The 25,607-nt window shown below is 70.7% G+C and carries 29 protein-coding genes and 1 tRNA gene; 20 read left to right on the forward strand and 10 right to left on the reverse strand.

From position 1 onward, the window contains the following. Positions 1–6 precede the first annotated feature (6 nt). Entirely contained in the window at positions 7–783 is a 777-nt protein-coding gene (locus tag SNOUR_RS24835; protein WP_067351052.1) for an RDD family protein, read from the forward strand. A gap of 65 nt (positions 784–848) precedes the next feature. Here the strand turns inward: SNOUR_RS24835 and SNOUR_RS47505 are convergent, their stop codons facing one another. After that, a complete protein-coding gene (locus SNOUR_RS47505; RefSeq protein WP_067351055.1) occupies positions 849–1,148 on the reverse strand; it encodes a hypothetical protein in 300 nt (99 codons plus the stop codon). Positions 1,149–1,559: 411 nt separating this feature from the next. On the opposite strand from SNOUR_RS47505, the gene SNOUR_RS24845 reads away from it, so the two are divergent. Next, positions 1,560–3,950 (forward strand): immune inhibitor A domain-containing protein, encoded by a 2,391-nt coding sequence (locus SNOUR_RS24845; protein WP_067351058.1) that lies wholly within the window; start codon positions 1,560–1,562, stop codon positions 3,948–3,950. A 117-nt stretch (positions 3,951–4,067) separates the two neighbouring features. Continuing rightward, positions 4,068–4,424 (forward strand): hypothetical protein, encoded by a 357-nt coding sequence (locus SNOUR_RS24850; protein WP_067351061.1) that lies wholly within the window; start codon positions 4,068–4,070, stop codon positions 4,422–4,424. Between the two features lie 34 nt (positions 4,425–4,458). On the opposite strand, the gene SNOUR_RS24855 is transcribed toward SNOUR_RS24850, so the two are convergent. Both SNOUR_RS24855 and SNOUR_RS24860 read right to left on the reverse strand, forming a co-directional pair. Further along, on the reverse strand, positions 4,459–5,055 hold the full coding sequence (locus tag SNOUR_RS24855) for an isochorismatase family protein (RefSeq protein ID WP_067351064.1): 597 nt from the start codon (positions 5,053–5,055) through the stop codon (positions 4,459–4,461). A gap of 136 nt (positions 5,056–5,191) precedes the next feature. After that, entirely contained in the window at positions 5,192–6,520 is a 1,329-nt protein-coding gene (locus tag SNOUR_RS24860) for a nicotinate phosphoribosyltransferase (protein ID WP_067351068.1), read from the reverse strand. A 241-nt stretch (positions 6,521–6,761) separates the two neighbouring features. On the opposite strand from SNOUR_RS24860, the gene clpS reads away from it, so the two are divergent. The 9 genes from clpS (at position 6,762) to SNOUR_RS48470 (ending at position 13,085) form a co-directional block, all read left to right on the forward strand. Then, entirely contained in the window at positions 6,762–7,094 is a 333-nt protein-coding gene (gene clpS / locus SNOUR_RS24865; protein ID WP_067351071.1) for an ATP-dependent Clp protease adapter ClpS, read from the forward strand. Then, on the forward strand, positions 7,091–7,684 hold the full coding sequence (locus SNOUR_RS24870; protein ID WP_039636080.1) for a DUF2017 domain-containing protein: 594 nt from the start codon (positions 7,091–7,093) through the stop codon (positions 7,682–7,684). Before clpS ends, SNOUR_RS24870 begins: the two co-directional genes overlap by 4 nt. A 350-nt stretch (positions 7,685–8,034) precedes the next feature. Beyond that, positions 8,035–9,477 (forward strand): amino acid permease, encoded by a 1,443-nt coding sequence (locus tag SNOUR_RS24875; RefSeq protein WP_067351074.1) that lies wholly within the window; start codon positions 8,035–8,037, stop codon positions 9,475–9,477. Between the two features lie 147 nt (positions 9,478–9,624). Beyond that, positions 9,625–10,050 (forward strand): M67 family metallopeptidase, encoded by a 426-nt coding sequence (locus tag SNOUR_RS24880; RefSeq protein WP_067351077.1) that lies wholly within the window; start codon positions 9,625–9,627, stop codon positions 10,048–10,050. 174 nt (positions 10,051–10,224) lie between these two features. Next, positions 10,225–10,407 carry a putative leader peptide gene (locus SNOUR_RS24885; protein WP_067358720.1) on the forward strand — a complete coding sequence of 61 codons (183 nt, stop codon included), beginning with the start codon at positions 10,225–10,227 and terminating at the stop codon, positions 10,405–10,407. Positions 10,408–10,568: 161 nt separating this feature from the next. After that, positions 10,569–10,850 (forward strand): MoaD/ThiS family protein, encoded by a 282-nt coding sequence (locus SNOUR_RS24890; protein ID WP_067351079.1) that lies wholly within the window; start codon positions 10,569–10,571, stop codon positions 10,848–10,850. 1 nt (position 10,851) lies between these two features. Continuing rightward, positions 10,852–11,802: a PLP-dependent cysteine synthase family protein gene (locus tag SNOUR_RS24895; RefSeq protein WP_067351082.1), complete on the forward strand. Its 951-nt coding sequence runs from the start codon at positions 10,852–10,854 to the stop codon at positions 11,800–11,802. Positions 11,803–12,171: 369 nt separating this feature from the next. Further along, a complete protein-coding gene (locus tag SNOUR_RS24900; RefSeq protein ID WP_067351085.1) occupies positions 12,172–12,924 on the forward strand; it encodes an MBL fold metallo-hydrolase in 753 nt (250 codons plus the stop codon). 38 nt (positions 12,925–12,962) lie between these two features. Then, positions 12,963–13,085, forward strand: a complete 123-nt coding sequence (locus SNOUR_RS48470; protein WP_312633575.1) for a hypothetical protein — start codon at positions 12,963–12,965, stop codon at positions 13,083–13,085. Between the two features lie 65 nt (positions 13,086–13,150). Here SNOUR_RS48470 and SNOUR_RS24905 read toward each other — a convergent pair whose 3' ends face one another. After that, positions 13,151–14,362, reverse strand: a complete 1,212-nt coding sequence (locus SNOUR_RS24905) for a PTS transporter subunit EIIC (protein ID WP_376738544.1) — start codon at positions 14,360–14,362, stop codon at positions 13,151–13,153. A 283-nt stretch (positions 14,363–14,645) separates the two neighbouring features. Next, positions 14,646–15,980 carry a PTS transporter subunit EIIC gene (locus tag SNOUR_RS24910; protein ID WP_067351091.1) on the reverse strand — a complete coding sequence of 445 codons (1,335 nt, stop codon included), beginning with the start codon at positions 15,978–15,980 and terminating at the stop codon, positions 14,646–14,648. A gap of 258 nt (positions 15,981–16,238) precedes the next feature. Between SNOUR_RS24910 and SNOUR_RS24915 the strand changes: the two genes are divergently transcribed. The 4 genes from SNOUR_RS24915 to rdgB all read left to right on the forward strand — a co-directional run bounded on the left by SNOUR_RS24915 (position 16,239) and on the right by rdgB (position 18,609). Then, entirely contained in the window at positions 16,239–16,472 is a 234-nt protein-coding gene (locus SNOUR_RS24915) for a PTS sugar transporter subunit IIB (RefSeq protein WP_067351095.1), read from the forward strand. Between the two features lie 147 nt (positions 16,473–16,619). Beyond that, entirely contained in the window at positions 16,620–17,351 is a 732-nt protein-coding gene (rph, locus tag SNOUR_RS24920) for a ribonuclease PH (RefSeq protein WP_067351099.1), read from the forward strand. A 199-nt stretch (positions 17,352–17,550) separates the two neighbouring features. Next, entirely contained in the window at positions 17,551–17,964 is a 414-nt protein-coding gene (locus tag SNOUR_RS24925) for a hypothetical protein (protein ID WP_067351102.1), read from the forward strand. A gap of 9 nt (positions 17,965–17,973) precedes the next feature. Next, on the forward strand, positions 17,974–18,609 hold the full coding sequence (gene rdgB, locus SNOUR_RS24930; RefSeq protein WP_067351106.1) for an RdgB/HAM1 family non-canonical purine NTP pyrophosphatase: 636 nt from the start codon (positions 17,974–17,976) through the stop codon (positions 18,607–18,609). 54 nt (positions 18,610–18,663) lie between these two features. On the opposite strand, the gene SNOUR_RS24935 is transcribed toward rdgB, so the two are convergent. The 4 genes from SNOUR_RS24935 to SNOUR_RS24945 all read right to left on the reverse strand — a co-directional run bounded on the left by SNOUR_RS24935 (position 18,664) and on the right by SNOUR_RS24945 (position 21,771). Then, positions 18,664–18,746: transfer RNA gene (locus SNOUR_RS24935), tRNA-Leu, on the reverse strand. After that, a complete protein-coding gene (locus tag SNOUR_RS43320; protein ID WP_079142869.1) occupies positions 18,746–19,435 on the reverse strand; it encodes an HNH endonuclease signature motif containing protein in 690 nt (229 codons plus the stop codon). The genes SNOUR_RS24935 and SNOUR_RS43320 overlap by 1 nt, the downstream gene beginning before the upstream one ends. Further along, positions 19,432–20,094: an HNH endonuclease gene (locus tag SNOUR_RS24940; protein WP_067351109.1), complete on the reverse strand. Its 663-nt coding sequence runs from the start codon at positions 20,092–20,094 to the stop codon at positions 19,432–19,434. The genes SNOUR_RS43320 and SNOUR_RS24940 overlap by 4 nt, the downstream gene beginning before the upstream one ends. Before the next feature lie 135 nt (positions 20,095–20,229). Then, on the reverse strand, positions 20,230–21,771 hold the full coding sequence (locus SNOUR_RS24945) for an MFS transporter (RefSeq protein WP_067351112.1): 1,542 nt from the start codon (positions 21,769–21,771) through the stop codon (positions 20,230–20,232). A 460-nt stretch (positions 21,772–22,231) separates the two neighbouring features. On the opposite strand from SNOUR_RS24945, the gene SNOUR_RS24950 reads away from it, so the two are divergent. Together SNOUR_RS24950 and SNOUR_RS24955 are read left to right on the forward strand one after the other, a co-directional pair. Further along, on the forward strand, positions 22,232–22,738 hold the full coding sequence (locus SNOUR_RS24950) for a hypothetical protein (protein ID WP_067351115.1): 507 nt from the start codon (positions 22,232–22,234) through the stop codon (positions 22,736–22,738). Continuing rightward, on the forward strand, positions 22,738–24,015 hold the full coding sequence (locus SNOUR_RS24955; protein ID WP_067351117.1) for a sensor histidine kinase: 1,278 nt from the start codon (positions 22,738–22,740) through the stop codon (positions 24,013–24,015). Before SNOUR_RS24950 ends, SNOUR_RS24955 begins: the two co-directional genes overlap by 1 nt. Positions 24,016–24,090: 75 nt before the next feature. Here SNOUR_RS24955 and bcp read toward each other — a convergent pair whose 3' ends face one another. Next, complete coding sequence (gene bcp, locus SNOUR_RS24960; protein WP_067351120.1) at positions 24,091–24,558, reverse strand: thioredoxin-dependent thiol peroxidase; 468 nt, start codon at positions 24,556–24,558, stop codon at positions 24,091–24,093. A 262-nt stretch (positions 24,559–24,820) separates the two neighbouring features. On the opposite strand from bcp, the gene SNOUR_RS24965 reads away from it, so the two are divergent. Continuing rightward, on the forward strand, positions 24,821–25,141 hold the full coding sequence (locus tag SNOUR_RS24965) for a DUF3618 domain-containing protein (RefSeq protein WP_067351123.1): 321 nt from the start codon (positions 24,821–24,823) through the stop codon (positions 25,139–25,141). Between the two features lie 138 nt (positions 25,142–25,279). After that, positions 25,280–25,582 (forward strand): GroES family chaperonin, encoded by a 303-nt coding sequence (locus SNOUR_RS24970; protein ID WP_052287519.1) that lies wholly within the window; start codon positions 25,280–25,282, stop codon positions 25,580–25,582. Positions 25,583–25,607 lie beyond the last annotated feature (25 nt).

Consider the following 25,607-nt stretch of genomic DNA (forward strand, 5'->3'; position numbering starts at 1 on the left):
CGGGCCATGAGTACCGACCAGCCCCGGCCCGGCCCCGGTGAACCGCCGGAGAACGACCCGTTCCTGAAGCAGCCGCAGGAGCCCCCGGCGGGTGGCGCTCCGCGCAACGGCTCCCCGTACGGCGCCGGCCCGGGCGCTGGCGCCCCGCCCCCCGGCGGCACCCCACCACCGGGCGGCCCTCCGTCGGGCGGCCCGCCGCCCCCTGGCGGCCCACCGCCCCCGCCGCCCCCGGGTGCCGGACCCCCGCCGTCCCACGGCGGCGGCCCGTACGGCGGGCCCTCGGCGGGCGGTCCCTATGGCGCGGGGGAGTACGGCGCCGACCCGCTGGCCGGGATGCCGCCGCTGGCCAACCGCGGCAAGCGGCTGGTGGCCCGGATCATCGACGCGCTCCTCATCGGCGTCCCGGTCACCCTGATCATGAATGCGATCGTCGGCTGGGTGGACTACTTCAGCACCAGCAGCGTGGAGACCAGCAAGCAGGCGACGGTGTCCGGCGTGACGATGCTGGCGTATCTGATCTACGAGGGGCTGATGCTGACCAGCCGCGGTCAGACGGTCGGCAAGATGGCGATGAAGATCCGGGTCGCGATGCTCTCCGACGGCTCGATCCCGACCGCGCAGGCCGGTTGGACCCGGGCCGCGGTCTACACCCTGCCGGAGATCGTCCCGTGCTGCGGCTTCATCTTCTGGCTGGTCAACGTGTTGTGGTGCACCTGGGATAAGCCCTATCAACACTGCCTGCACGACAAGGCGGCCCGGACCGTGGTGGTCGCCACGGACTGATCCCGGTCGCGGGCGAGATCCCGTTCGCGGGCAAGGGAATTGACGCTGCGTCAGATGGGCGCGGGTCAGCGGGTGCGCTCGCCGACCCGCGCCCCGGTCCGCTGCCGCGGCAGCTGCTCGGCCGGGGGCGGCACGGCCCGCAGCGGCGCGGGGGCCTCGGGGGTCCCGCCGCCCCGCCGCACCACCCGCGACATCCTCGGAATGGGCGCGGTCATCGCGACCAGCAACCCGAGCCCGAGGCCGGCCAGGGCGATGACCGCGACCCCGATCCCGGTCTGCGTCTGCGAGAGCAGCAGCATCGCGAGGGTGGAGAGAAAGACGGTTGCCGAACCGTAGACGAGCTGGGTGGCGGTCGGACGAGGCATGGCGGAATCCGTCCTCGGAGGGTCGGCAGGGGGAGCGGGCGTTCGGCGGCGCGCCGCCGAACGAGCCTACGATCCCTTGTGCCCGAGGGGAGCGCTGGGTAAGCGTGACCTAACCCACCGGTCCGGAGCACGGGGGCGCACGGGCCGGTCGCGGATCCTTCCGACAAGGCGCCCCGGGGAGCATCCCGCCTGCTGACAGCGGGGGCGCATGCCCCTGGGGCATATCCACCCGCGCGGGGCCCGGGGTCTTCCGGTGATCCGGAAGCTATGAGTCCGCTGTCCGATACCTGTGAAAACCAAGCCGGATAACGTACTTGGGCGTGCACACACACGTCAAGATCTGTCTTTTCTTCCCCACATCCGGTCGAATGCCCTCCAGTATTGGCCAGTTACTGGGGAGGACTTCGCCAAGTGAGACACCACCGAAGACTGTTCGGAACGGCCGCCCTGGCCACGGCAATCGCCGCTACCGGGGCGGCCGTTCTCTCGACCGGGGTGGCCGCGGCCGACACCACCCGACCTGCCGCCTCCGCCGTCCGCCAGGACCCGGCCCCCGAACGCGCCGACGCCCACGACCTCAAGGGCCCGTTCAGCGACCGCCAGCGGGCGCAGCGCACCGAGGCGCTCCAGCAGGTCATATCCGGCGACGCCAAGGCGACCGAGCGCGGCGGCTCCAAGGTCGTCAAGCTCGGCAAGGGCAAGTACGTCGAACTGGCCCGGGAGAAGACCGACAAGATCTTCACCATCCTCGTGGACTTCGGCGACAAGGTCGACGACACCACGATGTACGACCCGGACGGCGACGGCCCGCTGCCCCCGGTCAAGAAGTACGGCGGCACCCCCGGCCCGGCGCACAACCAGATCGCCAAGCCGGACCGCGCCAACGACAACAGCACGGCCTGGCAGGCGGATTACAACCGGCAGCACTACCAGGACCTCTACTTCTCGCACGACAAGAAGAAGGAGTCGCTGGCCAAGTACTACGAGAAGCAGTCCTCGGGCCGCTACTCCGTCGACGGCCAGGTATCCGACTGGGTCCGGGTCCCGTGGAACGAGGCCCGCTACGGCTCCAACTACTGCGGCTCCACCAACTGCCCCAGCGCCTGGGACCTGATCCGCGACGCGGTCAACCAGTGGGTCGCCGACCAGAAGGCCAAGGGCCGCACCGACGCCCAGATCAAGGCGGACCTGGCGCAGTACGACCAGTGGGACCGCAACGACTACAACCACAACGGCAACTTCAACGAGCCGGACGGCTACCTCGATCACTTCCAGATCGTGCACGCCGGTGAGGACGAGTCGGCCGGCGGCGGCGCCCAGAAGACCGACGCCATCTGGGCGCACCGCTGGTACGCGTACGGCACCGACGCCGGCAAGACGGGCCCCGCGGGCAACAAGGCCGGCGGCACCCAGATCGGCGACACCGGCTTCTGGGTCGGCGACTACACCATGCAGCCGGAGAACGGCGGACTCGGCGTCTTCGCCCACGAGTACGGCCACGACCTGGGCCTGCCGGACGAGTACGACACCACCGGCAAGGGCGAATCCTCGGTGGACTTCTGGTCGTTGATGTCCGCCGGCTCCTGGCTCGGCCGCGGCAAGGACGCCATCGGCGACCTGCCCGGCGACATGAGCGCCTGGGACAAGCTCCAGCTGGGCTGGCTCAACTACGCCACCGCCAAGGCCGCCACGCCGTCCCGGCACACCCTGGGCGTCGCCGAGTACAACACCAGGAACAAGCAGGCACTCGTCGTCGACCTGCCCGCGAAGAAGGTCACCACCGAGATCGTCAAGCCCGCCGAGGGCGCCACGCAGTGGTGGAGCGGCATGGGCGACGACCTCTCCAACACCCTGACCCGGACGGTGGACCTCACCGGCAAGTCCCACGCGGCGCTCACCCTCAAGGGATGGTGGGACACCGAGAAGGACTACGACTACGCCTATGTCGAGGTCTCCACGGACGGCGGCGCCAACTGGACGCCCCTGGACGGCACCGCGAACGGCGCGGCCCTCCCGCGCGACGCGTCCGGCAAGCCCGCGCTGACCGGCACCGTCACCGCCCCGCAGGACCTGGCCTTCCCGCTGGACGCCTACGCCGGCAAGAAGATCGGCCTGCGCTTCCGCTACCAGACCGACGGCGGCGTCGCGCAGAAGGGCTTCACCGCCGACGCCCTGACCCTCACCGCCGACGGCGCCCCGCTGTTCACCGACGACGCCGAGCACGGCGACAACGGCTGGACCAGCAAGGGCTTCTCGCGGATCGGCGCGTCCTTCACCAAGGACTACCCGCAGTACTACCTCGCCGAGAACCGCCAGTACGTCTCCTACGACAAGACCCTCAAGTCCGGCCCGTACAACTTCGGTTGGAAGAGCACCCGGCCGGGCTGGGTCGAGCACTTCCCGTTCCAGAACGGCGTGCTGATCTGGCTCTGGGACACCTCGCAGCGGGACAACAACGTCGGCGTGCACCCCGGCGTCGGGCGGATCCTCCCGGTCGACGCGCACCCGGCGGCCGAGCGCTGGGCCGACGGCACCCTGATGCGCAACCGCTTCCAGACCTACGACGCGACCTTCACCGGCGCCCGGACGGACGCCCTCACGCTCCACAAGGACGGCGCCACGGTGAAGATCAAGTCCAAGCCCGGGGTGCGGGTCTTCGACGACCGCCACGGCGTCTACTACGACAAGGCGAACCCGACCGGCGGGGTGATCGTTCCTGACACCAACACCAAGATCGCGATCGCCAAGGAGGCCGGCGACGGCTCCACGGTGATCCTCACGGTGGGCCCTGCGGGTAAGTAGAAAGTAAAAGTCGCAGGTCAAAGCGTTGTCGGCCGTCGCCCCCTAGCGGGCGGCGGCCGATAGGCGTTTAGATGCGTCCTACAGTTCCTTGTTGACGCCGAGTCTCACGGGGGAGATATGACGATGACCAGAGGCGGCTTCATCAGGCTTCCGGGCGGAAGCGTGGTGGTAGCCCTCTCACTGCCCAGACCGGACCACGGACCGCTCTGCGGGCCGTACGACGGCGGCTGCCGCATCCGGGTCCTGGTTCACGCGGTGAACCGCCAGCGCGCCCTGACCAGGCTGCGCAACCTCGGACTGCGGGCCGTCTACCTGCGCGGCAACACCGAGCCGCCGACGCCCGACGAGATCACCGCGGTGCTGCACCACCCCGACGGCCTGGTCTGGCGCGAGGCCCCCGACGACGACACCGAGTCCTGGCACCCGATACGCGCCCTGCTGCGCCAGGGCGCTCCCAGCCCGTCCGGCGTGTGAGGACGAGCGGCCGCCAGGCCGCGACACGGGTCCGTCAGCCGCCGGCGACCACCGGCTTGCCGCTCAGCTCCGCGCCCGCCGCGCGCAGCTCCGTGAGCGCCAGCTCGGTGGTCTCGGCGGCCACCCCGGCCGTCAGGTCCAGCAGGACCCGGGTGGCGAACCCCTCGTGGACGGCGTCCAGCGCCGTGGCCCGCACGCAGTGATCCGTGGCGATCCCGACCACGTCGACCTCGGTGACGCCCCGCTCCCGCAGCCAGCGGGCGAGCGGGGTGCCGTGCTCGTCCGTGCCCTCGAAGCCGCTGTACGCGGCGGCGTGGGCGCCCTTGGAGAACACCGCGTCGACCGCGCCGGAGGCGATGGCCGGCGCGAAGTTCGGGTGGAAGCCGCTGCCCTCGGTGCCCGCCACGCAGTGCACGGGCCAGGACGCGCGGTAGTCGGGGCGGTCGGAGAAGTGGTCGCCCGGATCGACGTGGTGGTCGCGGGTGGCCACGACGTGGCGGTAGCCGCTGCCGGCCGCGGCGCCCACCAGATCGGTGATGGCCGCCGCGACGTCCGCGCCGCCCGCCACCGCGAGGCTGCCGCCCTCGCAGAAGTCGTTCTGTACATCGACGACGATCAGTGCCCGGTGCATGGTGCGTGCCTTCCGGCTGGGGTTCGAAGGGGCGCGTGGCGTGGTGTGACCGAGGGTAGCCACTGAGGGCGCGCGGCGGGAGGGGTGGGCGCGGTCCCGCCGCACCCGCCCGCCGGCCGCCGCCCGCGGGGGTCGCTCAGACGAACTCGGTGGGCAGCACCGGCTCGCCGCGGGACAGCTGGGTGGCCGACAGCGGCAGCCCGGCGCGGGCCGCGATGTGCCGGCTCCGGGCCGCGTCCAGCGGCTCCCGGGCCACCACCTTGCCGCCGCTGACCAGCGGCACCTGGAGCAGCCGGTCGGTCAACTCGGCCGGCACCGGGCCGGTGCCGACCACCTCGGCCTCGGCCACCCCCTCCTCGTCCAGCCGGCGGGCCGCCCACTTGCGGCCGCCGACCGAGGACTTGGCGCCCATCGACTTCTTCGCCACCGGCCGCAGCGGCGCGCCCGGCTCGTTGCTGTCCGCCCGCGCGACCAGCTTGTAGACCATCGAGCAGGTCGGGTGCCCGCTGCCGGTCACCAGCTGGGTGCCGACCCCGTACGCGTCCACCGGCGCGGCGGCCAGCGAGGCGATGGCGTACTCGTCCAGGTCGCTGGTGACCACGATCCTGGTCTTGGTCGCGCCCAGCTCGTCCAGCTGCTGGCGCACCCGGTGCGCGATCAGCAGCAGGTCGCCGGAGTCGATCCGCACCGCGCCCAGGCCGGGGCCGGCCACCTCCACGGCGGAGCGCACCGCTTCGGTGACGTCGAAGGTGTCCACCAGCAGCGTGGTCCCGCTGCCCAGGGTCTCCACCTGCGCGGTGAAGGCGTCCCGTTCGCTGTCGTGCAGCAGGGTGAAGGCGTGCGCGCTGGTGCCGACCGTGGGGATGTTGTAGCGGAAGCCGGCCGCCAGGTCGGAGGTGACGTGGAAGCCGCCGACGTACGCGGCGCGGGCCGCGGCCACCGCGGAGAGCTCGTGGGTGCGCCGGGCGCCCATCTCCATCAGCGGGCGGTCGCCGGCCGCCACCGCCATCCGGGAGGCGGCCGCGGCCACCGCCGAGTCGTGGTTGAGGATCGAGAGGATCACCGTCTCCAGCACCACCGCCTCGGCGAAGGTGCCCTCGACGCGCATGATCGGCGAACCGGGGAAGTAGACCTCGCCCTCCGGGTAGCCCCAGATGTCGCCCCGGAAGCGGTAGTCGGCCAGCCAGTCCAGCGTCGGCCCGTCGAGGATGCCGCGCTCCCGCAGGAAGCCCAGGATGGTGTCGTCGAAGCGGAAGTTCTCCACCGCGTCCAGCACCCGCCCGGTGCCCGCCACCACGCCGTAGCGGCGGCCCTCGGGCAGCCGCCGGGTGAAGACCTCGAAGACCGACCGCCGGTCCGCGGTGCCGGACCGCAACGCGGCCTGCAGCATGGTGAGTTCGTACTGGTCGGTGAAGAGCGCAGTCGACGGCACGGCCACCGGCAGCCCCAGGTCTGCAACGTTCACTTCGGCATACCTCGCAATTCGATACGCCACACCCGACACCGGCTGGAAGGCCGGGGGTTGTCCCCCGGGGGATGCGGCATGAGGACGATGCTACCCCCAATACTCGTCACTTTGACGATAGTGGGTGCGGGTGACCCTCGGGGCCCGCGGCGCCGCGCCGGTGCGACCCACGTCAGGGCCGTTTGTGCGTCTGCCGTCCGCTGGTGGCAGCATGGGCCCTGTGAGCGCCCACCCGTCACCCATGAGCACCCTCCGGCCACACCACGGCACCCTCAGCGTGCCGGTCGAGATCGAACGTCCGGAGACCAGTGAGGCCCCCTTCGCGGTGCCGGAGCCCGACGTCCCGTGGGTCACGATCGTTCACAACGACCCCGTGAATCTCATGAGCTATGTCTCCTACGTCTTCCAGACGTACTTCGGCTACACCAAGGACAAGGCGCACCGGCTGATGCTCGACGTCCACCACAAAGGCCGCGCGGTCGTCTCCAGCGGCACCCGGGAAGAAATGGAACGCGACGTGCAGGCCATGCACGGCTACGGCCTGTGGGCGACCCTGCAGCAGGACCGCGGATGACCGGCCGGTTCGAACCGCTGCCCGGCGGCGGCGCGGCGGCCCCGCTCGACGAGGCCGAGATCTCCATCCTGCGCAGCCTCGCCGTCCAACTCCTGGAGCTGATCGGCCCGGGGGAGGAGCCCGCCGGGACCGACGAGGACGCCATGCTGGCCGCGCTCTTCGCCGAGGGCCCCAGTGAGCCGCCGTCCGATCCGGTGCTCGCCCGCTTCTTCCCGGACGCCTACGGCGGCCCCGACCTCGTCCCGGACGACGACGTGCGCGCCGCCTCCGCCGAGTTCCGCCGCTACACCGAGAACGACCTGCGGGACCGCAAGCGCTCGGACGCCCTGGCGCTGGTCCATGCGCTGAACGCGCTGTCGGCCGAGGGGGGCGGGGCGGTGCTGCGGCTCAAGCCGGACGAGTGCCGGCAGTGGCTCGGCGCGCTCAACGACCTCCGGCTGGCCATCGGCACCCGGCTGGAGGTCACCGACGAGGACGACGGCGGGGAACTGCTGCGGCTGCCGGACAGCGATCCGCGCAAGCCGATGGTGCTGGCCTACTTCTGGCTGGGCGGGCTCCAGGAGACGCTCGTCGAGGCGCTGACGGGCTGACCGCCGGACCGCCCGGCGGCTCCGGCGCGAACGGGGGCACGGCGGCCGGGCCTTTACCCCGCGTTCGCTCAGCGGATGCTCAAATCCGGATAACGATCGCGTTACTGGACCCGTGTGGTGTGTTGTAGATTTCGCCCTTTGTCCTGATTTACCTGTGCGCCGGCTCACGCCGTCCCTGGTCGATCTCCGTCAAGCCGTGATAAAAGTTCTCGACCTGCCGTCAGCGACGCCACCCCTGTCGCTGCGGGAGCGCTGAGCCGGCCGACCGTCGGCGTGCAGGAACTCCATCCGGGGGGATCGGGACCCGATCCGGAAAGAACCGGGTCGGTATGGAGAAAGGCGCACCACTCATGACCTCTGTGCAGGTCGACAAGAATCGCGACGGCAACGAGGCCGCTGGCGAAGCCCCCGAAGAGGGCTACCAGCGGGGTCTGGGCAATCGCCAGATCCAGATGATCGCCATTGGTGGCGCCATCGGTACCGGTCTGTTCCTCGGAGCAGGCAAGGCCATTTCCAAGGCCGGACCGAGCATCATCCTGGCGTACGCCATCGTCGGTCTGGTCATCTTCCTCATCATGCGGGCCCTGGGCGAACTGCTCATGTACCGGCCCGTCTCCGGCTCGTTCTCCGAGTACGGCCGGGAATTCCTCGGCCCGTTCATCGGATTCGTCACGGGCTGGACGTACTGGCTCTTCTGGGTCGTCACCGGCATCACCGAAGTGACCGCCGCGGCCACCTATGTCCAGTACTGGAACGAGGGCATACCCCAATGGGTGTCCGCACTGGTCTTCACCGTCGCGCTCTTCGGTATCAACCTGATCTCGGTGAAGATCTTCGGTGAACTCGAATTCTGGTTCTCGATGGTCAAGGTCACCGCGATCATCGGCATGATCCTGATCGGCATCGGCGTCATCACCCTCGGCTTCTCCAAGGCCGGCGACACCGCGTCGTTCAGCCTGCTGTGGAGCCACGGCGGCTTCTTCCCCAAGGGCATCGGCGGCACGCTGATGACGCTCCAGATCGTGATGTTCGCCTTCCTCGCCGTCGAACTCGTCGGCGTCACCGCGGGCGAGGCGACCGACCCGAAGAAGGTCCTCCCCAAGGCGATCAACACCGTGCCGTGGCGGATCGGCCTCTTCTACATCGGCGCGCTCATCATCATCCTGTCCGTCGTCAGCTGGACGGTCTTCAAGCCGGGCGTCAGCCCCTTCGTCGCCGCCTTCCAGCAGATCGGCCTGCCGGCCGGCGCGGGCATCGTCAACTTCGTCGTGCTGACCGCCGCGCTCTCCTCGGCCAACTCCGGGATGTACTCCACCGGCCGGATGCTGCGCGACCTCGCGCTCAACGGCCAGGGCCCGAAGTTCTTCACCAAGCTCAGCAAGAACGGCCTGCCCACCCGGGGCACCGGCATCTCGGTCGGCCTGATGCTGTTCGGCGTCTACATCAACTACCAGTGGCCCGGTGACGCGTTCAACTACGTCGTCTCCTTCGCCACCATCTCCGGTATGTGGGCCTGGATCGTCATCCTGCTCTCGCAGCTGCGCTACCGGGCCAAGGCGAACCGCGGCGAGCTGCCGCAGTCCGAGTTCAAGGCCCCCGGTGCCCCCTACACCTCGATCTTCGCGCTGGCCTTCATCGCCATGGTGATCGTGATGATGGGCATCGACCCGGACACCCGGATCTCGCTCTACGCGGCCCCCGTGTGGGCGCTCATCATGGCCGTGGGCTACCTGGCGATCAAGCGCCGGGACAGCGCGCAGCTGACCCCCGTGGAGCCGGCCGAGAAGGGCTGACCCTCGAGGCGCCCGGCGGGAAATCCACCGGCTGTCCAGCATTCGGGCCCGCGCGTACCACTCTTCGGTACGCGCGGGCCTGCCCGCCCGTCGCCCACCACCACCCTTGCCGGAGTGCTTCGCACGCACCTCCCTATCCTTGGCCGCATGCTGACCCTCACCAAGGCCCTGCACGACGAGATCGTCGCGCACGCCCGCCAGGACCACCCCGACGAAGCCTGCGGCGTGGTCGCGGGCCCGGCCGGCAGCGGCCGGCCCGAGCGGTTCATCCCGATGCTCAACGCCGCCCGCTCGCCCACGTTCTACGAGTTCGACTCCGCCGACCTGCTCAAGCTCTACCGCGAGATGGACGACCGGGACGAGGAGCCGGTGATCATCTACCACTCGCACACCGCCACCGAGGCGTACCCCTCGCGCACCGACATCTCCTACGCCAACGAGCCCGGCGCGCACTACGTCCTGGTCTCCACCGCCGACGCCGACGACGCCGGCCCCTTCCAGTTCCGCTCGTTCCGGATCGTGGACGGCGAGGTCACCGAGGAAGAGGTCCGGATAGTCGAGAGCTACGCCTGACCCGTGGCGGACCTCATGCCGGAGCCGGTCTGCGGCCGTGACCTGGGCATTCGCCCCCGGGCACGGCACGTGCGGCGGACCGGGCCGGTGCCCCGTCCCACCTGGTGTGCGGCGGCCGACCGGATCCTGAGACGGGGTTCCAGAACCCGGACCGGGAATCGATACGATGACCGCATGGTTGACCGTGTCGTGTGCGGAGTGAGCGAGCAGAGGCCGGGCGTGCTGCCGCACGCCCCGCTGGCCACGCGCCGCTCCGCCTCCACCCTCCTGGGCGCCTTCGGCGGCGGAGCCGCGCGACTGCACGTCGACCTGTGCCGCCTCTCCAGCGCCATCTGTCCGCGCTGCGCCGCGCGCTGACCGTCGCGTCGGCCCGCGGCGCCACGCCGCACCCCGCAGGGCCCCGCGCCGTTCCGGCGCGCCGCACCGCCCGCATCCCCGCACCGCCGCGGCGCATCGCCGACGCACCGCCCGCACACCGCCCCCGCCATCGCATCCCGAACTCCGACAGGAGCACTCCCATGGCCATCGAGGTCCGCATCCCGACCATCCTGCGCAGCTACACCGACGGCCAGAAGGCCGTCGAGGGCAGCGGGGCCACTCTCGACGAACTCTTCAAGGACCTGGACGGCCGGCACGCCGGCATCCGGGAGCGCCTGGTCGACGACGGTGGGGATCTGCGCCGCTTCGTGAACGTCTACCTCAACGACGAGGACGTGCGCTTCCTCGGCGGCATCGGCACCGAGCTCGGCGACGGCGACAGCGTGACGATCCTGCCCGCCGTGGCCGGCGGAAAGAGCTGACGTGCGGTACGACTCCCCGCTGGCGGCGGTCGGGAACACCCCTCTCGTCCGCCTCCCGCGCCTCTCCCCCTCCGAGGACGTCCGCATCTGGGCGAAGCTGGAGGACCGCAACCCCACGGGCTCCGTCAAGGACCGGCCCGCGCTCCACATGATCGAGCAGGCCGAGAAGGACGGCCGGCTCACCCCCGGCTGCACGATCCTGGAGCCCACCAGCGGCAACACCGGTATCTCGCTCGCCATGGCGGCCAAGCTCAAGGGCTACCGCATCGTGTGCGTGATGCCCGAGAACACCTCCTCCGAACGGCGCGAACTGCTCGCCATGTGGGGCGCCGAGATCATCTCCTCGCCGGCCGCGGGCGGCTCCAACACCGCCGTGAAGGTCGCCAAGGAACTCGCCGCCGAGCACCCCGACTGGGTGATGCTCTACCAGTACGGCAACCCCGACAACGCCGGTGCCCACTACGCCACCACCGGCCCCGAGATCCTCGCCGACCTGCCCTCGGTCACCCACTTCGTGGCGGGCCTGGGCACCACCGGCACCCTGATGGGCGTCGGCCGCTATCTGCGCGAGCACGTCCCCGGCGTGCAGATCGTCGCCGCCGAACCCCGCTACGACGACGTCGTCTACGGCCTGCGCAACCTCGACGAGGGCTTCATCCCCGAGCTCTACGACGAGTCCGTCCTCACCACCCGCTTCTCCGTCGGCTCCGAGGACGCGGTCCGCCGCACCCGCGAACTCCTCGCGACGGAAGGCATCTTCGCCGGCATCTCCACCGGCGCCGCGCTGCACGCCGCCCTCGGCGTCGCCCGGAAGGCGGTCCGCGCCGGCGAGTCGGCCGACATCGTCTTCGTGGTCGCCGACGGCGGATGGAAGTACCTCTCCACCGGCGTCTACACCGCCGAGTCGACCGAGGCGGCGATCGCGACGCTGCACGGGCAGCTCTGGGCATAGGCCCGACAGCCCCCGAAGGGGTGGCTTCCGGCGTCCGCCGGAGCCACCCCTTCGCGCGTCGCCGGGCCGCCGCCGGACACGTCCCGCGCGGCGCGGGCACGGCGGACTTTCCGCCCACCGGAAGCCCGGTGCACGGCCGCCCGCCGAACCCCCACCCGGACTGGTGATTCCGCCCACAGCTCGCCCCACCAAAGGCGTCACACGCCCCTTCGCGCCTTACGCTCGGGGGCACCGCACCGACTGCCAAGGACCCGGCAGCAGCCCGGCACGGCACCGCCGGGACCACCACCCCCAAGGGGAGCCGCCGGCTGCCGCCCTCCCCCAGCTACCGCTGGGAGGTGCCCCCAGCCCACGGAGGTTCACGCCCGCATGAAGCTCACCGTCGTCGGATGCTCGGGGTCGTTCCCCTCCATGGAATCGGCCTGTTCGAGCTACCTCCTGGAGGCCGACGGCTTCAGGCTGCTCCTCGACATGGGCAACGGCGCCCTCGGCGAGTTGCAGCGCCACTGCGGTCTCTACGACCTGGACGCCGTGCTCCTGTCGCATCTGCACGCCGATCACTGCATCGACCTGTGCGGCTACTTCGTCGTCCGCTACTACCGGCCGGACGGCGGCCGCTGCGCGCCGATGCCGGTCTACGGGCCGGCCGGCACCGAGCGCCGGCTGACCGTCGCGCACGCCGACCTGCCGCACGAGGCGGCCATGAGCGAGGTCTTCGACTTCCGCACGCTGACCCCCGGCACCATGACCATCGGCCCGTTCACCGTCCGCACCGAACAGGTCAGCCACCCCGTCGAGGCGTACGGCTTCCGCATCGAACACGGCGGCCGCACCCTGACGTACTCCGGGGACACCGGCCCCTGCGCGGCGCTGGAGCGCCTCGCCGAGGGCGCCGACCTCTTCCTGTGCGAGGCGTCCTTCACCCACGGCAAGGAGGACATCCCCGGCCTCCACCTCAACGGGCGGGAGGCCGGCGAGCACGCCCGGCGGGCCGGCGCCGGCCGACTGGTGCTCACCCACATCCCGCCGTGGACCGACCCGGACATCAGCCTCCGCGACGCCCAGAAGGTCTACGACGGGCCGGTCGAGGTCGCCAAGGCCGGCGCGGTCTACGAGATCTGACCCGGGCCCGGATCGAGGCGGGTCGGCAACTGCCGCAGGTGGCCGACGTCGTCCGCCGGGCCCTGACCCGCGCCGGGCCCGGCGGCCATCCGGTGGGCGCCGGCGACGAGTTCGTACCGGCCGCCGGCCGGCGCGGCGGTGGCGGTGGTGTCGGCGGATGAAAAAAACCGGGTTCCCCTTCCGGTGCGGAAGGGGAACCCGGCGGTGAACGGGCGGAAAGTGCCGGCTACTTGGACTCGGCCTTCTGCAGCTCCGCCAGCTCCTCGTCGGACTCACGGCCCGGCGTGGGGAGGTTGAACTTGGTGATCGCGAAGCGGAAGACCACGTAGTACACCGCGGCGAAGCACAGGCCCACCAGGGCCAGGCCCCACGGGTTGGAGGCGATGCCCAGGTTGAGCAGGTAGTCGATCGCGCCGGCCGAGAAGCCGAAGCCGTCCTTCATGCCCAGCGCCCACGTCAGGGCCATCGAGACACCGGTGAGCACCGCGTGGATCGCGTACAGGACCGGGGCGATGAACATGAACGTGAACTCGATCGGCTCGGTCACACCGGTGATGAACGCGGTGAGCGCGAGCGAGAGCATCATGCCGCCGACGACCTTGCGGCGCTCGGGGCGGGCGCAGTGCACGATCGCGAGGCAGGCGGCCGGCAGCGCGAACATCATGATCGGGAAGAAGCCGGTCATGAACTGGCCGGCCGACGGGTCGCCGGCGAGGAAGCGCGCGATGTCGCCGTGCTTGCCGTGGTAGTCGCCCGCCTGGAGCCACGGGAAGGAGTTCAGCAGGTGGTGCATGCCCACGGGGATCAGCGCGCGGTTGGCGACACCGAAGATGCCCGCACCCACGGCGCCCGAGCCGACCAGCCATTCGCCGAAGTTGTGCAGACCCGCGCCGAGCACCGGCCAGATGAGACCGAAGACGATGCCTATGCCCAGGCCCGCGAAGGCCGACAGGATCGGCACCAGCCGGCGGCCGCCGAAGAAGCCCAGCCACTCGGGCAGCTTGGTGCGGTAGAAGCGCTGGTAGAGCAGCGCCACGGCGAGGCCCATCACGACACCGCCGAGCACGCCGGCGTTGACCGGCGCCTCGTTCATGACGATCTTGCCGTCCACGACGGCGGCGACCTTCGGCAGGTTCTTGTCGGTGAAGGTGGCGAGCACCTTCTGGAAGACGAGGTAACCCGTCACCGCGGCCAGGGCCGTCGAGCCGTCCGACTTCTTCGCGTAGCCGATCGCGATGCCGACGGCGAACAGCAGCGGCATGTTGTCGAGGATCGCGCCGCCGCCGGCGGCCATATAGCCGGCGATCTTGGTGATGACGGTCGGGAACGAGTCCCGGCCGAGCATGTCGTTGTTGCCGAGGCGGACGAGCAGGGCGGCTGCGGGCAGCACGGCGACCGGCAGCATCAGGCTGCGGCCGATGCGCTGCATGACAGCCATCGCGCCGGAACCCTTCTTTTTCTTCTCGGCCGCGGGGACGGCACTGGCCGTGGACACAACTTCCTCCAGTGGACAAGGCGCCGCCTGGACGAAGTGGTGGGGGACGGCGGCGTCTCGGGGGGACACGGCCAGACCGGCCGCAGGTCTACACCACACGCGAGGTGGTGTAGACCTGTTGTAGCACGGCGAAGGCACCGCAAGGAACCTGTGATCGGGCACCGGCCGGGCCTCCCCGCGCCGGATGCCCGTGGAGCCGACCGGCCCCGCGCTTCCGGGGTGAGCGCTACTTCACGTTCTCCCGCTCCATGGCGTCCCCCACCTCGTCCGGCTCCCGCCCCGGGGTCTGAAGATCGAACTTCGTGATCGCGAAACGGAAGACGGCGTAGTAGACCGCCGCGAAACACAGCCCGATCGGAATGAGCAACCAGGGCTTCGTCGCCAGTCCCCAGTTGATGACGTAGTCGATCAGACCGGCCGAGAAGCTGAAGCCGTCATGTACCCCCAGCCCCCAGCTCACCGCCATCGACACCCCCGTCAGCACCGCGTGCATCACATACAGCGCCGGCGCCACGAACATGAACGCGTACTCGATCGGCTCGGTGATGCCGGTGACGAACGACGTCAGGCCGACCGACAGCATCATCCCCGCGATCTCCTTGCGACGATGCGGCTTCGCGCAGTGCGTGATCGCCAGCGCCGCGGCCGGCAGCGCGAACATCATGATCGGGAAGAAGCCGGTGGTGAACTGGCCCGCCGTCGGGTCGCCCGCCATGAACCGGTTGATGTCGCCGTGCACCACCGTCCCGTCCGGCTTGGTGAAACTCCCGAACTGGAACCACAACGGAATGTTCAGGAACTGGTGCAGCCCCACCACCAGCAGCGCACGGTTCGCCACCCCGAAGATCCCCGCACCCCACGCACTCAGCGCCGTCAGCCACTCGCTGAAACGCATCAGCCCGTCACCGATCGGCGGCCAGACGAACAGGCACAGCACCGCGAAGACCAGCCCGACGAAGGCCATGATGATCGGGACCAGCCGGCGGCCGTTGAAGAAGCCCAGCCACGCCACCAGCTTCACCCGGTGGAAACGCTGCCAGAGCCAGGCCGAGAGGAAACCCATCACGATGCCGCCGAAGACCCCCGGATTCTGGAACGCCGCCTGGGTCACCTTCGCGGACGTGTCCACACACACCCCGGTCCACTGACCGGCCTGGGTGTACTTCTGCCCGACGGCGCAGCTCGCCGGGAACGCGTGCAGCACCGAGTAGTAGACGAGGAAACCGGTCACCGCCGCCAGCGCCGTCGACCCGTCCGCCTTCTTCGCCATCCCGATCGCCACACCGATGCAGAACAGCAACGGCAGCCCCAGCCCGGAATCCAGCAGCGCCCCACCCGCCCCCGCGAAGACCCTGGCGACGTTCCCCCAGCGCAGCCCCTTGTCGCCGAAGACGTCCGGCTGACCCAGCCGGTTCAGGATGCCCGCCGCCGGCAGCACCGCGATGGGCAACTGAAGGCTGCGGCCCATCTTCTGCAGCCCCTGGAAGAGACCCGCCGCCCGGATCTTGATCGGCTTCGCCGGGCCCTGCCCCGGCGCCGTGCCCGCTGCGTCCGAACTCATCCGCGCCCTCCGCGCCCTCCGCGTGCTCCGCGCCCTCCGCGTGCTCCTGGCGCCGACCCGGCGGCGCCCGGCCCGCCGCTTGCCGCATACTGGTGGTGTAGACCATTTGTCGGAGGGGGCCTTCCGGACACCCCCTCCGACGATCGCCATCCTTCGTCAGATTGCGGTCAGACGCCCGCTGAAGTGGGCCGAACGTGCGTTACCGTGTGAAAACCGAGCGGCGGAAACCGCCGACGGCCGAGACAAGCAGGAGTGGACATGGCCACCAAGGCTGAGAAGATCGTCGCCGGGCTCGGCGGACTCGACAACATCGAAGAGGTCGAGGGCTGCATCACCCGACTCCGCACCGAGGTCAACGACGCCTCCCTCGTCGACGACGCCGCTCTCAAGGCCGCCGGCGCCCACGGCGTCGTGAAGATGGGCACCGCCATCCAGGTCGTCATCGGCACCGACGCCGACCCGATCGCCGCCGAGATCGAAGACATGATGTGAGCCACCACTCATGACGCGCGCATGACCTGCGCACACGCGCACGCGAGGTGCCCCGCACCCGCGGCCACCCGAGGGCCCCGCCCCCGGCGAAGGGAGCACCCCCGCCGCCGGAACGGGGCCCTCGGCACAGCCGATAGGGTCTGAGCCATGTCTCGCATCGACGGCCGCACCCCCGAACAGCTCCGCCCCGTCACCATCGAACGCGGCTGGAGCAAGCACGCCGAAGGCTCCGTCCTCGTCTCCTTCGGCGACACCAAGGTCTTCTGCACCGCCTCGGTCACCGAAGGTGTACCGCGCTGGCGCAAGGGCACCGGCGAGGGCTGGGTCACCGCCGAATACGCGATGCTGCCCCGCTCCACCAACACCCGCGGCGACCGGGAATCCGTCCGCGGCAAGATCGGCGGCCGCACCCACGAGATCTCCCGCCTCATCGGCCGCTCGCTGCGCGCCGTCATCGACTTCAAGGCCCTCGGCGAGAACACCGTCGTCCTGGACTGCGACGTCCTCCAGGCCGACGGCGGCACCCGCACCGCCGCCATCACCGGCGCCTACGTCGCCCTCGCCGACGCCATCGGCTGGGCCCAGGGCAAGAAGCTCATCAAGCACGGCCGCCGCCCGCTCACCGGCACCGTCAGCGCGGTCAGCGTCGGCATCGTCGACGGCGTCCCGCTCCTGGACCTCTGCTACGAGGAGGACGTCCGCGCCGAGACCGACATGAACGTCGTCTGCACCGGCGACGGCCGCTTCGTCGAGGTCCAGGGCACCGCCGAGGCCACGCCCTTCGACCGCACCGAACTCGACTCCCTGCTCGACCTCGCCGTCGCCGGCTGCCGCGCCCTCGACGCCGCCCAGCAGGAAGCCCTGGCCCGCACCCTCTGACCACCGCGGCCACCGCGGCCACCGGAAAGGGGCGGGACGCACCACGGCCCCCGCCCCCACCGCCCGGGCAACCCCCCTTCCCCGCCCTGCGTTTCCCCCAGTACCGAGCCCGCCGTACACCGCCACCGGAGGCCGACCCGGCCCCCGGCCCCCGGCTCCCGTACGCATCCTCCGTACACCGCAAGGGAAGGAACGCCCCATGGCCCGTCCCCACCGCCGGCTCCGCCCCGCCACCACCGCGCTCGCCGCACTGGCCGCCGCCACCCTCGCGCTCCCGCTCCTGTCCGCCTGCGGCGCCGTCCAGAAGGCCATGGACTGCACCCACACCGCCACCGCCCTCGTCGACGGCGTCGACACCCTCCGCACCGCCGCCGACAAGGCCGTCGACGACCCCCAGGGGGCCGACAAGGCCCTCGACGCCCTCGACGCCGACCTCCGCAAGCTCAGCGCCTCCACCGACGACCCCGAGCTGTCCAAGGCCATCGACAAGATGAACGGCGGCATCAAGGACGCCCGCACGGCCCTGCGCGACCACAAGGCCCCCGACCTCACCTCCATCGGCCAGGCGACCAGCGACATCACCGCGGCCTGCACCCCCGGCGACAAGGAATAATCACGCCCCATGGAGTCACCCACCGGCGGCCGCCCGGCGGCCCACCGCCGCCTCGTCCTCGCCACCCGTAACAACGGCAAGATCGCCGAACTCCGCGCCATCCTCGACGCGGCCGACCTCGACGTCGAACTCGTCGGCGCCGACGCCTATCCCGACGTCCCCGACGTCAAGGAGACCGGCGTCACCTTCGCCGAGAACGCGCTCCTCAAGGCGCACGCCCTCGCCCAGGCCACCGGACACCCGGCCGTCGCCGACGACTCCGGCCTCTGCGTCACGGTCCTCGGCGGCGCCCCCGGCATCTTCTCCGCCCGCTGGGCCGGCCGGCACGGCGACGACCAGGCCAACCTCGACCTGCTGCTCGCCCAGCTCTCCGACATCGCCGACGAACACCGCGCCGCCCACTTCGCCTGCGCCGCGGCCCTCGCCCTCCCCGACGGCACCGAGCGCGTCGTCGAGGGCACCCTCGACGGAACCCTCCGCCGCACCCCCGCCGGCACCGGCGGCTTCGGCTACGACCCCATCCTCCAGCCGGAGGGGGAGACCCGTACCTGCGCCGAACTGACCCCCGCCGAGAAGAACGCCATCAGCCACCGCGGAAAGGCGTTCCGCGCGCTGGCACCGGTGGTGCGGGAGTTGTTGGGCTGAGTCTGTACAGAGAAACGGCCTGCGATCGCTCCTTCGAATCGCAGGCCGTTTGTGTGCGGCGGAAGGGATTCGAACCCTCAAACCCTTTACGGGTCACTGGACCTAAACCAGCTGTGTCGCCATTGCACCACCGCCGCTAGTTGCCTGCCATCGTACCGGGAGTCTTCCGTAGCCTTCTGCCTCCCCTGCACCACGTGCTCGTAATCGCGTGGCAGTTGGGGCACAGTAACCGCAGGTTCTCCTGCCGGTCGTCGCTCCAGTCCCCGCTGATGTGATCGACCTCCAGGGTCATGGGCCTGCCGAGCCACTCCGGGAGGACCCCGCACCCGGCGCAGCGCTCAGGCACGCCGATTTCTCGGAGTGCTCGCCGCAGTAGGCGGGTTCTCGTGCGGTGCTTGCGGTCGTGCCGAACCAGGATCTCTTGGGGGCGCTTGGCCGGCACGGGCCCAGGCTTTCCCCGCTGATGCGCCTGTCCCAGGAAGTGAGCGGTCGACAGTTGCTCTTCTGTGATCCACTTGCGCAGCATCGCGCGCTGGCGTCCGTTGTCGGGCCGTCCTAGAAGGCGGAGCACTTCAGCGAGGGAAGTCGAGTCGGCTACTGCGGTGCGCAACACCTCAGGTGTGGGGCGGGTTTTGCGTCGGGTCATGTTGCCGCGGTGACGGAAGTGCGAGACATCAATCCCGAAATGGCTGAAGCGACGGTAGAGGTAGCGGCGGAGTTGGCCGTATGGGCGGGTGCCGAAGAATGCGATGACCTCGTCGATGTCGGAACACTGGCCAGCAGCTTCGGTGAGTCGCTCACGGGTGTACTGCACGCCGCTGCTCATGCCGCGCCACCCTTGGTGCGCCGCTTGCCCCGCCCCCGATAACTATCGGTCGTCGAATGGCAGTTGGGGCAGAGGAACCGCAGGTTTCGGATCCGATTGTCCCGCCAGTTGCCGTCGATGTGGTCGACTTCCAGAGGGAGCGGATCCCCTCGCCAGACGGGCTCGATACCGCAAAGGGTGCAGCGCTCCGCTACGCCCAGCTCGCGCATCGCCCTCTTGAGCCGGCTGTTCGGAAGTCGTCTGGCGTGCGCTGAGGTGGCCTCGACGAGGATCTCTTCGGCCGTCCGGCGACGTTGGTTGTACCTCATGTTCTCGGTACGGACCACCGTTGAGAAGTGTGAAGTGTCGATCCCGCATGCCTTGATCCGCCGGGCGATGTGGGTCTGGTGGCCACCTACGCAATCAAGTCCGAGGCGGCGTACGACCTCGTTGACGCTTGTGGACAGGGCGACCACGGGCTCAAGGATCTCCTTCGTCCACTTCACCCCCTCCCGCTCGAAGTGGGAGGTGTCCACCCCCAGCTTCCTCATCCGCTCTCTGAGGTAGTTCCGTTGCGAACTCCGTGGGTCCGCGCCCAACTTCGCCAACGTCTCCGACAGCGTCCGTGATGACGACGCCGCGGCCGCCAGTCGCTCCCGGGTGTACGGACTCACCGGCATGTTGCCCCCTCGGTGCAGGCGCACCAGGCCCACCCCGTGCGCTCTCTCGGTTGTCGAACTGAACAACGATCGAACGCAGGGGTGGTTACGGCGGGTGAGTGGTCGGATACGGAGGATGCGGGGGTGCGGGTGTGGTCAGAAGCGCGGTTCCGGGGTCTGGGACGCGATCAGTTCGAGGGCCTCTTCCCTGGTGGAGACCGAGGGCGGGGAGCCCTCCAGGGGCTGTTGGGCGGTCTCCTTCATGCAGGCGACGGCGATGACGCCGACGAGGGCCGCGCCCATCGTGTAGTAGGCGGGCACCATCACGTTCTTGTCGAAGGTGTCCATGAGGGCGGTGATGACCAGCGGGGTGGTGCCGCCGAAGAGGGAGACCGCGAGGTTGTAGCCGATGGACAGGGAGCCGTAGCGGACGTTGGTGGGGAAGAGGGCGGGCAGGGCGGCGGACATGGTGCCCAGGAGGCAGAGCAGGGAGAGGCCGAGGAGGGCCGTGCCGCAGCCGACGGTGAGCAGGGAGCCCTGTTTGACCAGCAGGAACGCCGGGATGGCGAGGACGAAGAAGCCGAGCATCCCGGCCATCAGGAGCGGCTTGCGGCCGTAGCGGTCGTTGAGTCTGCCGACGGTGGGGAGCAGGCAGATGAGGACGACCATGGTGGCCAGCAGGATCAGCAGGCCGTGGGTCTCGTCGTAGTCCAGGGTGTCCGTGAGGTAGGTCGGCATGTAGGAGAGGAGCATGTAGTCGGTGATGTTGTAGGCGCCGACCAGGGCGATGCACAGGACGAGGGTCGGCCAGTGCCGGGTGAGGATCTCGCCCAGCTTCCGCTTCGGGGTGTGGGTGGACGGGTGGGAGGGCTCTTCCTCGGTCCGGGTGGGGGAGTCGGTGGGGGCGTGGGTCTGGGTGGACTCCAGTTTCTGGAAGGCCGGGGTCTCGTCGAGCCGGAGGCGGAGGTAGAGGCCGACCAGGCCGAGTGGGCCGGCGACGAGGAACGGGACGCGCCAGCCCCAGGCGAGCATGGTGTCGGGGCCGAGCGTGGTGTTGAGCAGGAGGACGATGCCGGCGGCGCCCGTGTAGCCGATCAGGGTGCCCATCTCCAGGAAGCTGCCGAAGTAGCCGCGCTTCTTGTCGGGGGCGTATTCGGCGATGAACGTGGAGGCGCCGCCGTATTCGCCGCCGGTGGAGAAGCCCTGGACGAGGCGGAAGAGGATGAGGAGGGCGGGGGACCACGGGCCGATGCTGGCGTAGGACGGGACGAGGCCGATGCCGAGGGTGCCCAGCGCCATCATGATCATGGTGAGGGCGAGGACCTTCTTGCGTCCGATGCGGTCGCCGAGTGGGCCGAAGTAGGCGCCGCCCAGGGGGCGTACGAGGAAGGCCACGGCGAAGGTGGCGAAGGAGGACAGCAGGCTGGCGGTGGAGCTGCCGCCGGGGAAGAAGACCTTGCCGATGGTGAGGGCCAGGTAGCTGTAGATCCCGAAGTCGAACCACTCCATGGCGTTGCCGAGGGCGGCGGCCTTCACGGCGCGTCGGACGGTGGGTTCGTCGGTGACCGTGATGTCGGTGCGGCGGAGCCGTGGGTTGCGGCGCCGGTCGATGGCGCGGAAGAGCACCCGGTGGCGTCTGCGCGCGGCGCGGTCCGGTTCCGGTGCGGAGTGGCTGGCTTCGGTACTGAGGTGCGGCACGCGGCGGTCCTCCCGGTCGGTCGGCGCGCGGTACGGGGTGCGCGGGCGGGGGTTGGGGCTACGACCGGTGCGCCTGCACGCTGGACGGCGGGTCGAAACACTGTGGGCGGTGATCGCGAGGTATGTCACCCGGAGTCGGCCGGACGGCGCACGTCACAGGAGTGCAGGGTTGTCGTGGCGGGGGCTCTTGTTACAGGACTGGTACACAGCCGAGTGGTCACCGCGGCATTCGGGCAATCAGCCTGTGTCGGGGGGAGAGGAGAGTGGCGGTGACGAAATTGCCCCTTTCCGTCGCAGGCCCGTCGAAGGGGGCCCTTTCGTCGCAGGAAGTGGTGGCCGTGAGCCGTCGTGTGGTGCCGCGGTGCGGTGGCCCGGCTCAGGAGCCGGTGCGGGGCCGCCACGGCGGTCGTTGTTTGCTGGTGGGGTTGACGGGGCGAAGGTGCCTCGGGAGGAGTGTGTGATGACCGACCGCGAAGGGGCCCGCTGGAGGCGCGGGCGCACCGCCCTGCTGGCCTTTCTCGTGGTGACCGCGCTGGCGGCCGGCGGGGTGTGGTTCAGCCAGGCGTCGCAGCGCGCGTCCGCGGTGGACGCCGCCCCGAAGACCTCGGCCGTCCAGGACGTGAAGTCGGACGGCCGGCCCACCGGCGGGCTCCCGGGCGTGCGCGACTGCGGGATCGGGGAGCCGGAGATCCGGCCCCAGGTGATCACGCTGACCTGCGCGGACGCCGGGATGGTGGCGACCGGGATCACCTGGGACCGCTACGACGCCGACGAGGCCGAGGGCCGTGGCGTGGTGCAGGTCGAGAAGACCGCGGCCGGGGTGGGCACGGACGCCGGGTACCGGGCGACGTTCCGGCTCTACGGTGCGAAGGAGGTCGACGGTGCACGGGCCTTCACGGGCCTGGAGGTGACCTACGAGGGTTCCACGCCGCTCGGCGACACGACGGAGATGTATAACCTCGCGTGATGGGCATTCGAGGCCGGATCGCCCTGGCCATTTCGGGTATGACGGCGCTTGCGGTGGTGGTGCTCGGCTTCGCCGTGCACCACATTGCCGACGCCGAGAGGGAGCGGTCGGCCCGGGCGTATCAGGATGAGCGGCTGAGTTCGGCGCTGCAGATCTATGAGCGGGACGGCACGTTGGCGCTGGGCGCCCAGCTGGACGACGCGACGTTGCCGCGGCCGCTGCGGGCGGCGGTGTTCCACAACCGCTCGGGGACGTATCTCAGCGGCGGCGACGACCCGCGGGTGTGGGCGGCGACCGGGGTCGGCGGGGAGGGCGACCGGCCGACGCGTTCGCTGTCGGTGTCGGCGGCGTATCCGGAGGACGATCCGGCGCAGGTGGCGCTGGACCGGGCGCTGCTGATCGCGGGGTGCGGCACGGTCGTGCTGATGGCGGTGGTGTCGTGGTTCGTGTCGCAGCGGCTGTCGCGGCGGCTGCGGCTGAGCGCGGCGGCGGCGCGGCGGATCGCGGCGGGGGAGCCGCCGGACGCGGACGCGCTGGCCAGCAACGGCCGGGACGAGGTGGCCGAGTTGGGCCGCAGCGTGCACCACATGGCGATGTCGTTGGCGGCGCGGGTGGAGGCGGAGCGGGAGTTCACCGCGGACGTGGCGCACGAGCTGCGCACGCCGGTGGCGGGGCTGGTGGCGGCGGCGGAGCTGTTGCCGGAGCCGCGGGCGGTGGAGCTGGTGCGGGACCGGGCGCAGGCGATGCGGCGGCTGGTGGAGGACCTGCTGGAGGTCTCGCGGTTGGACGCGGGGGTGGAGCGGGCCGATCTGGACGCCTGTGAGTTGCCGTCGCTGGTGCGCGGGATCGTGCAGCGGGCGGCGCGGCAGCGCGGGGTGGACGACCTCGCGGTGTCGGTGACGGTCGAGGGCGAGCCGGTGATCGTGGAGACGGACCGGCGGCGGGTGGAGCGGGTCCTGGTGAACCTGCTGGCGAACGCGGCCAAGCACGGCGAGCCGCCGATCGAGGTGGTGGTGGCCGGATCGCGGATCGTGGTGCGGGACCACGGGCCGGGGTATCCGGCGGAGCTGTGCGCGGAGGGGCCGCGGCGGTTCCGTACGGCGGCGCCGGAGCGCGGTACGGGGCACGGGCTGGGGTTGACGATCGCGGCCGGGCAGGCCGAGGTGCTGGGGGCGCGGCTGGAGTTCGGCGCCGCCGAGGGGGGCGGCGCCGAGGCGGTGTTGGAGCTGCCGGACCGGACCGTGGTGACGGTCCCGGAGGCGGTGCCGGCGCCGTAGCCGGTGGCCGCCGCGACCGGGCCGGCGGCGGTGCGGCGGCGTTGCCGCCGTGCGGTGTGCCGGCCCGGGTCCCGGTTACAGCCCCAGATCCTTGATGATCTTGGCGACGTGGCCGGTGGCCTTGACGTTGTACAGCGCGCGCTCGACCTTGCCGTCCTCGTCGACGACGACGGTGGAGCGGATCACGCCGGTGACCGTCTTGCCGTAGAGCTTCTTCTCGCCGAAGGCGCCGTAGGAGGTGAGCACCTCCTTGTCCGGGTCGCCGAGCAGGGTGACCTTGAGGTCCTCCTTCTCGCGGAACTTCGCGAGCTTCTCCGGCTTGTCGGGGGAGATGCCGATGACGTCGTAGCCGTGGCCGGCGAGGAAGTCGAGGTTGTCGGTGAAGTCGCACGCCTGCTTGGTGCAGCCGGGGGTCAGCGCGGCCGGGTAGAAGTAGACGATGACCTTGCGCCCCTTGTGGTCGGCGAGCGAGACCTGCTTGCCGTCGGCGTCGGGGAGCGTGAAGGCGGGCGCGGTGTCGCCGGGCTGGAGTCGCTCGCTCATGGTGGGTCTCCGTCTCCTTGCGGTGGGTGCTGCGGATGGGTCGGTGGTACGCCCCGACATTAGGCCCTGTCGGCGCGCCGGAACGGCGTCGGGGGCGCCGGGGCGGCGCGAAACGGGGGTGCTGTGGGGCGCCCGCGGGTGGGAGCTGACAGACTGTCCTTCACGAATCGGCACATGATCGGGTGGCCGGTTCCGCACGGGGCAGATCCGGAACGTGTCCGGCCCCTTGTACGCATCGGCACGAGATGACGGAGGCGGCGCGGTGTCGGAAGCCAGGACCCCTGCGCAGATCGAGGCGGACATCGTCCGCAGGCGGCAGGATCTCGCCGTGACGCTCGACGAGATCGGCGTCCGGCTCCATCCCAAGACGATCATGGACGAGGCGAAGGCGAAGGCGTCGGCGGCCGTGGACCGCACGGCGGGTCGGGCCTACGTGGCCGTCAACCGCCTGGTCTCGGACGTACGCGGTCAGCTGGTGTCCGAGGACGGGGCGCCGCGGCTGGAGCGCATCATTCCGGTGGCCATGATCGGCGTGGCCGTGGTGGGCCTGCTCGCGCTGGGCTCCAAGAAGCGCCACAAGTAGCGTCCCGCGGGGGCGTCGGGCGGGGCCTCGGGTCCCTCGGATCCGGCCCGCGGTGCATGATCGTCGCCGTCGGGCAGGTACGGTCATGCCGTGAGCCCGAATAACACCAAGGACACCCACGACAAGCTGCCGATCCGGATGCTGCACGACCGCGTGCTGGTCCGGACGGACATCCCCGAGGGCGAGCGGCGCTCGTCCGGGGGCATCGTCATTCCCGCGACCGCGGCGGTCGGACGCCGCCTGGCCTGGGCCGAGGTCGTCGCGGTGGGGCAGAACGTACGGACCGTCGAGGTGGGCGACCGGGTGCTGTACGACCCCGAGGACCGGGCCGAGGTCGAGGTGCGCGGGGTGGCGTACGTGTTGATGCGCGAGCGCGATCTGCACGCGGTGGCCGCGGAGCGCCTGGAGGGCGCGGAGGACTCGACCGGCCTGTACCTGTAGCGCCGTATCCGTGCCGGAGGGGCTC

Source organism: Streptomyces noursei ATCC 11455 (assembly GCF_001704275.1).
In the GTDB taxonomy this organism is placed as follows: Bacteria; Actinomycetota; Actinomycetes; order Streptomycetales; family Streptomycetaceae; genus Streptomyces; species Streptomyces noursei.

Excerpts from the sequence above, each read along its gene's own strand:
- SNOUR_RS24940 (WP_067351109.1), bottom strand. The coding sequence starts at position 20,094 with ATGCCGGTGAGTCCGTACACCCGGGAGCGACTGGCGGCCGCGGCGTCG.
- rph (WP_067351099.1), top strand. The coding sequence starts at position 16,620 with ATGTCTCGCATCGACGGCCGCACCCCCGAACAGCTCCGCCCCGTCACC.
- bcp (WP_067351120.1), bottom strand. The coding sequence starts at position 24,558 with ATGAGCGAGCGACTCCAGCCCGGCGACACCGCGCCCGCCTTCACGCTC.
- clpS (WP_067351071.1), top strand. The coding sequence starts at position 6,762 with ATGAGCACCCTCCGGCCACACCACGGCACCCTCAGCGTGCCGGTCGAG.
- SNOUR_RS24900 (WP_067351085.1), top strand. The coding sequence starts at position 12,172 with ATGAAGCTCACCGTCGTCGGATGCTCGGGGTCGTTCCCCTCCATGGAA.
- SNOUR_RS24950 (WP_067351115.1), top strand. The coding sequence starts at position 22,232 with ATGACCGACCGCGAAGGGGCCCGCTGGAGGCGCGGGCGCACCGCCCTG.
- SNOUR_RS24875 (WP_067351074.1), top strand. The coding sequence starts at position 8,035 with ATGACCTCTGTGCAGGTCGACAAGAATCGCGACGGCAACGAGGCCGCT.
- SNOUR_RS24835 (WP_067351052.1), top strand. The coding sequence starts at position 7 with ATGAGTACCGACCAGCCCCGGCCCGGCCCCGGTGAACCGCCGGAGAAC.
- SNOUR_RS24970 (WP_052287519.1), top strand. The coding sequence starts at position 25,280 with ATGCTGCACGACCGCGTGCTGGTCCGGACGGACATCCCCGAGGGCGAG.
- SNOUR_RS24955 (WP_067351117.1), top strand. The coding sequence starts at position 22,738 with ATGGGCATTCGAGGCCGGATCGCCCTGGCCATTTCGGGTATGACGGCG.
- rdgB (WP_067351106.1), top strand. The coding sequence starts at position 17,974 with ATGGAGTCACCCACCGGCGGCCGCCCGGCGGCCCACCGCCGCCTCGTC.
- SNOUR_RS24855 (WP_067351064.1), bottom strand. The coding sequence starts at position 5,055 with ATGCACCGGGCACTGATCGTCGTCGATGTACAGAACGACTTCTGCGAG.
- SNOUR_RS24915 (WP_067351095.1), top strand. The coding sequence starts at position 16,239 with ATGGCCACCAAGGCTGAGAAGATCGTCGCCGGGCTCGGCGGACTCGAC.
- SNOUR_RS24850 (WP_067351061.1), top strand. The coding sequence starts at position 4,068 with ATGACGATGACCAGAGGCGGCTTCATCAGGCTTCCGGGCGGAAGCGTG.
- SNOUR_RS43320 (WP_079142869.1), bottom strand. The coding sequence starts at position 19,435 with ATGAGCAGCGGCGTGCAGTACACCCGTGAGCGACTCACCGAAGCTGCT.
- SNOUR_RS24870 (WP_039636080.1), top strand. The coding sequence starts at position 7,091 with ATGACCGGCCGGTTCGAACCGCTGCCCGGCGGCGGCGCGGCGGCCCCG.
- SNOUR_RS24890 (WP_067351079.1), top strand. The coding sequence starts at position 10,569 with ATGGCCATCGAGGTCCGCATCCCGACCATCCTGCGCAGCTACACCGAC.
- SNOUR_RS24880 (WP_067351077.1), top strand. The coding sequence starts at position 9,625 with ATGCTGACCCTCACCAAGGCCCTGCACGACGAGATCGTCGCGCACGCC.
- SNOUR_RS24905 (WP_376738544.1), bottom strand. The coding sequence starts at position 14,362 with ATGGCTGTCATGCAGCGCATCGGCCGCAGCCTGATGCTGCCGGTCGCC.
- SNOUR_RS24910 (WP_067351091.1), bottom strand. The coding sequence starts at position 15,980 with ATGAGTTCGGACGCAGCGGGCACGGCGCCGGGGCAGGGCCCGGCGAAG.
- SNOUR_RS24885 (WP_067358720.1), top strand. The coding sequence starts at position 10,225 with ATGGTTGACCGTGTCGTGTGCGGAGTGAGCGAGCAGAGGCCGGGCGTG.
- SNOUR_RS47505 (WP_067351055.1), bottom strand. The coding sequence starts at position 1,148 with ATGCCTCGTCCGACCGCCACCCAGCTCGTCTACGGTTCGGCAACCGTC.
- SNOUR_RS24925 (WP_067351102.1), top strand. The coding sequence starts at position 17,551 with ATGGCCCGTCCCCACCGCCGGCTCCGCCCCGCCACCACCGCGCTCGCC.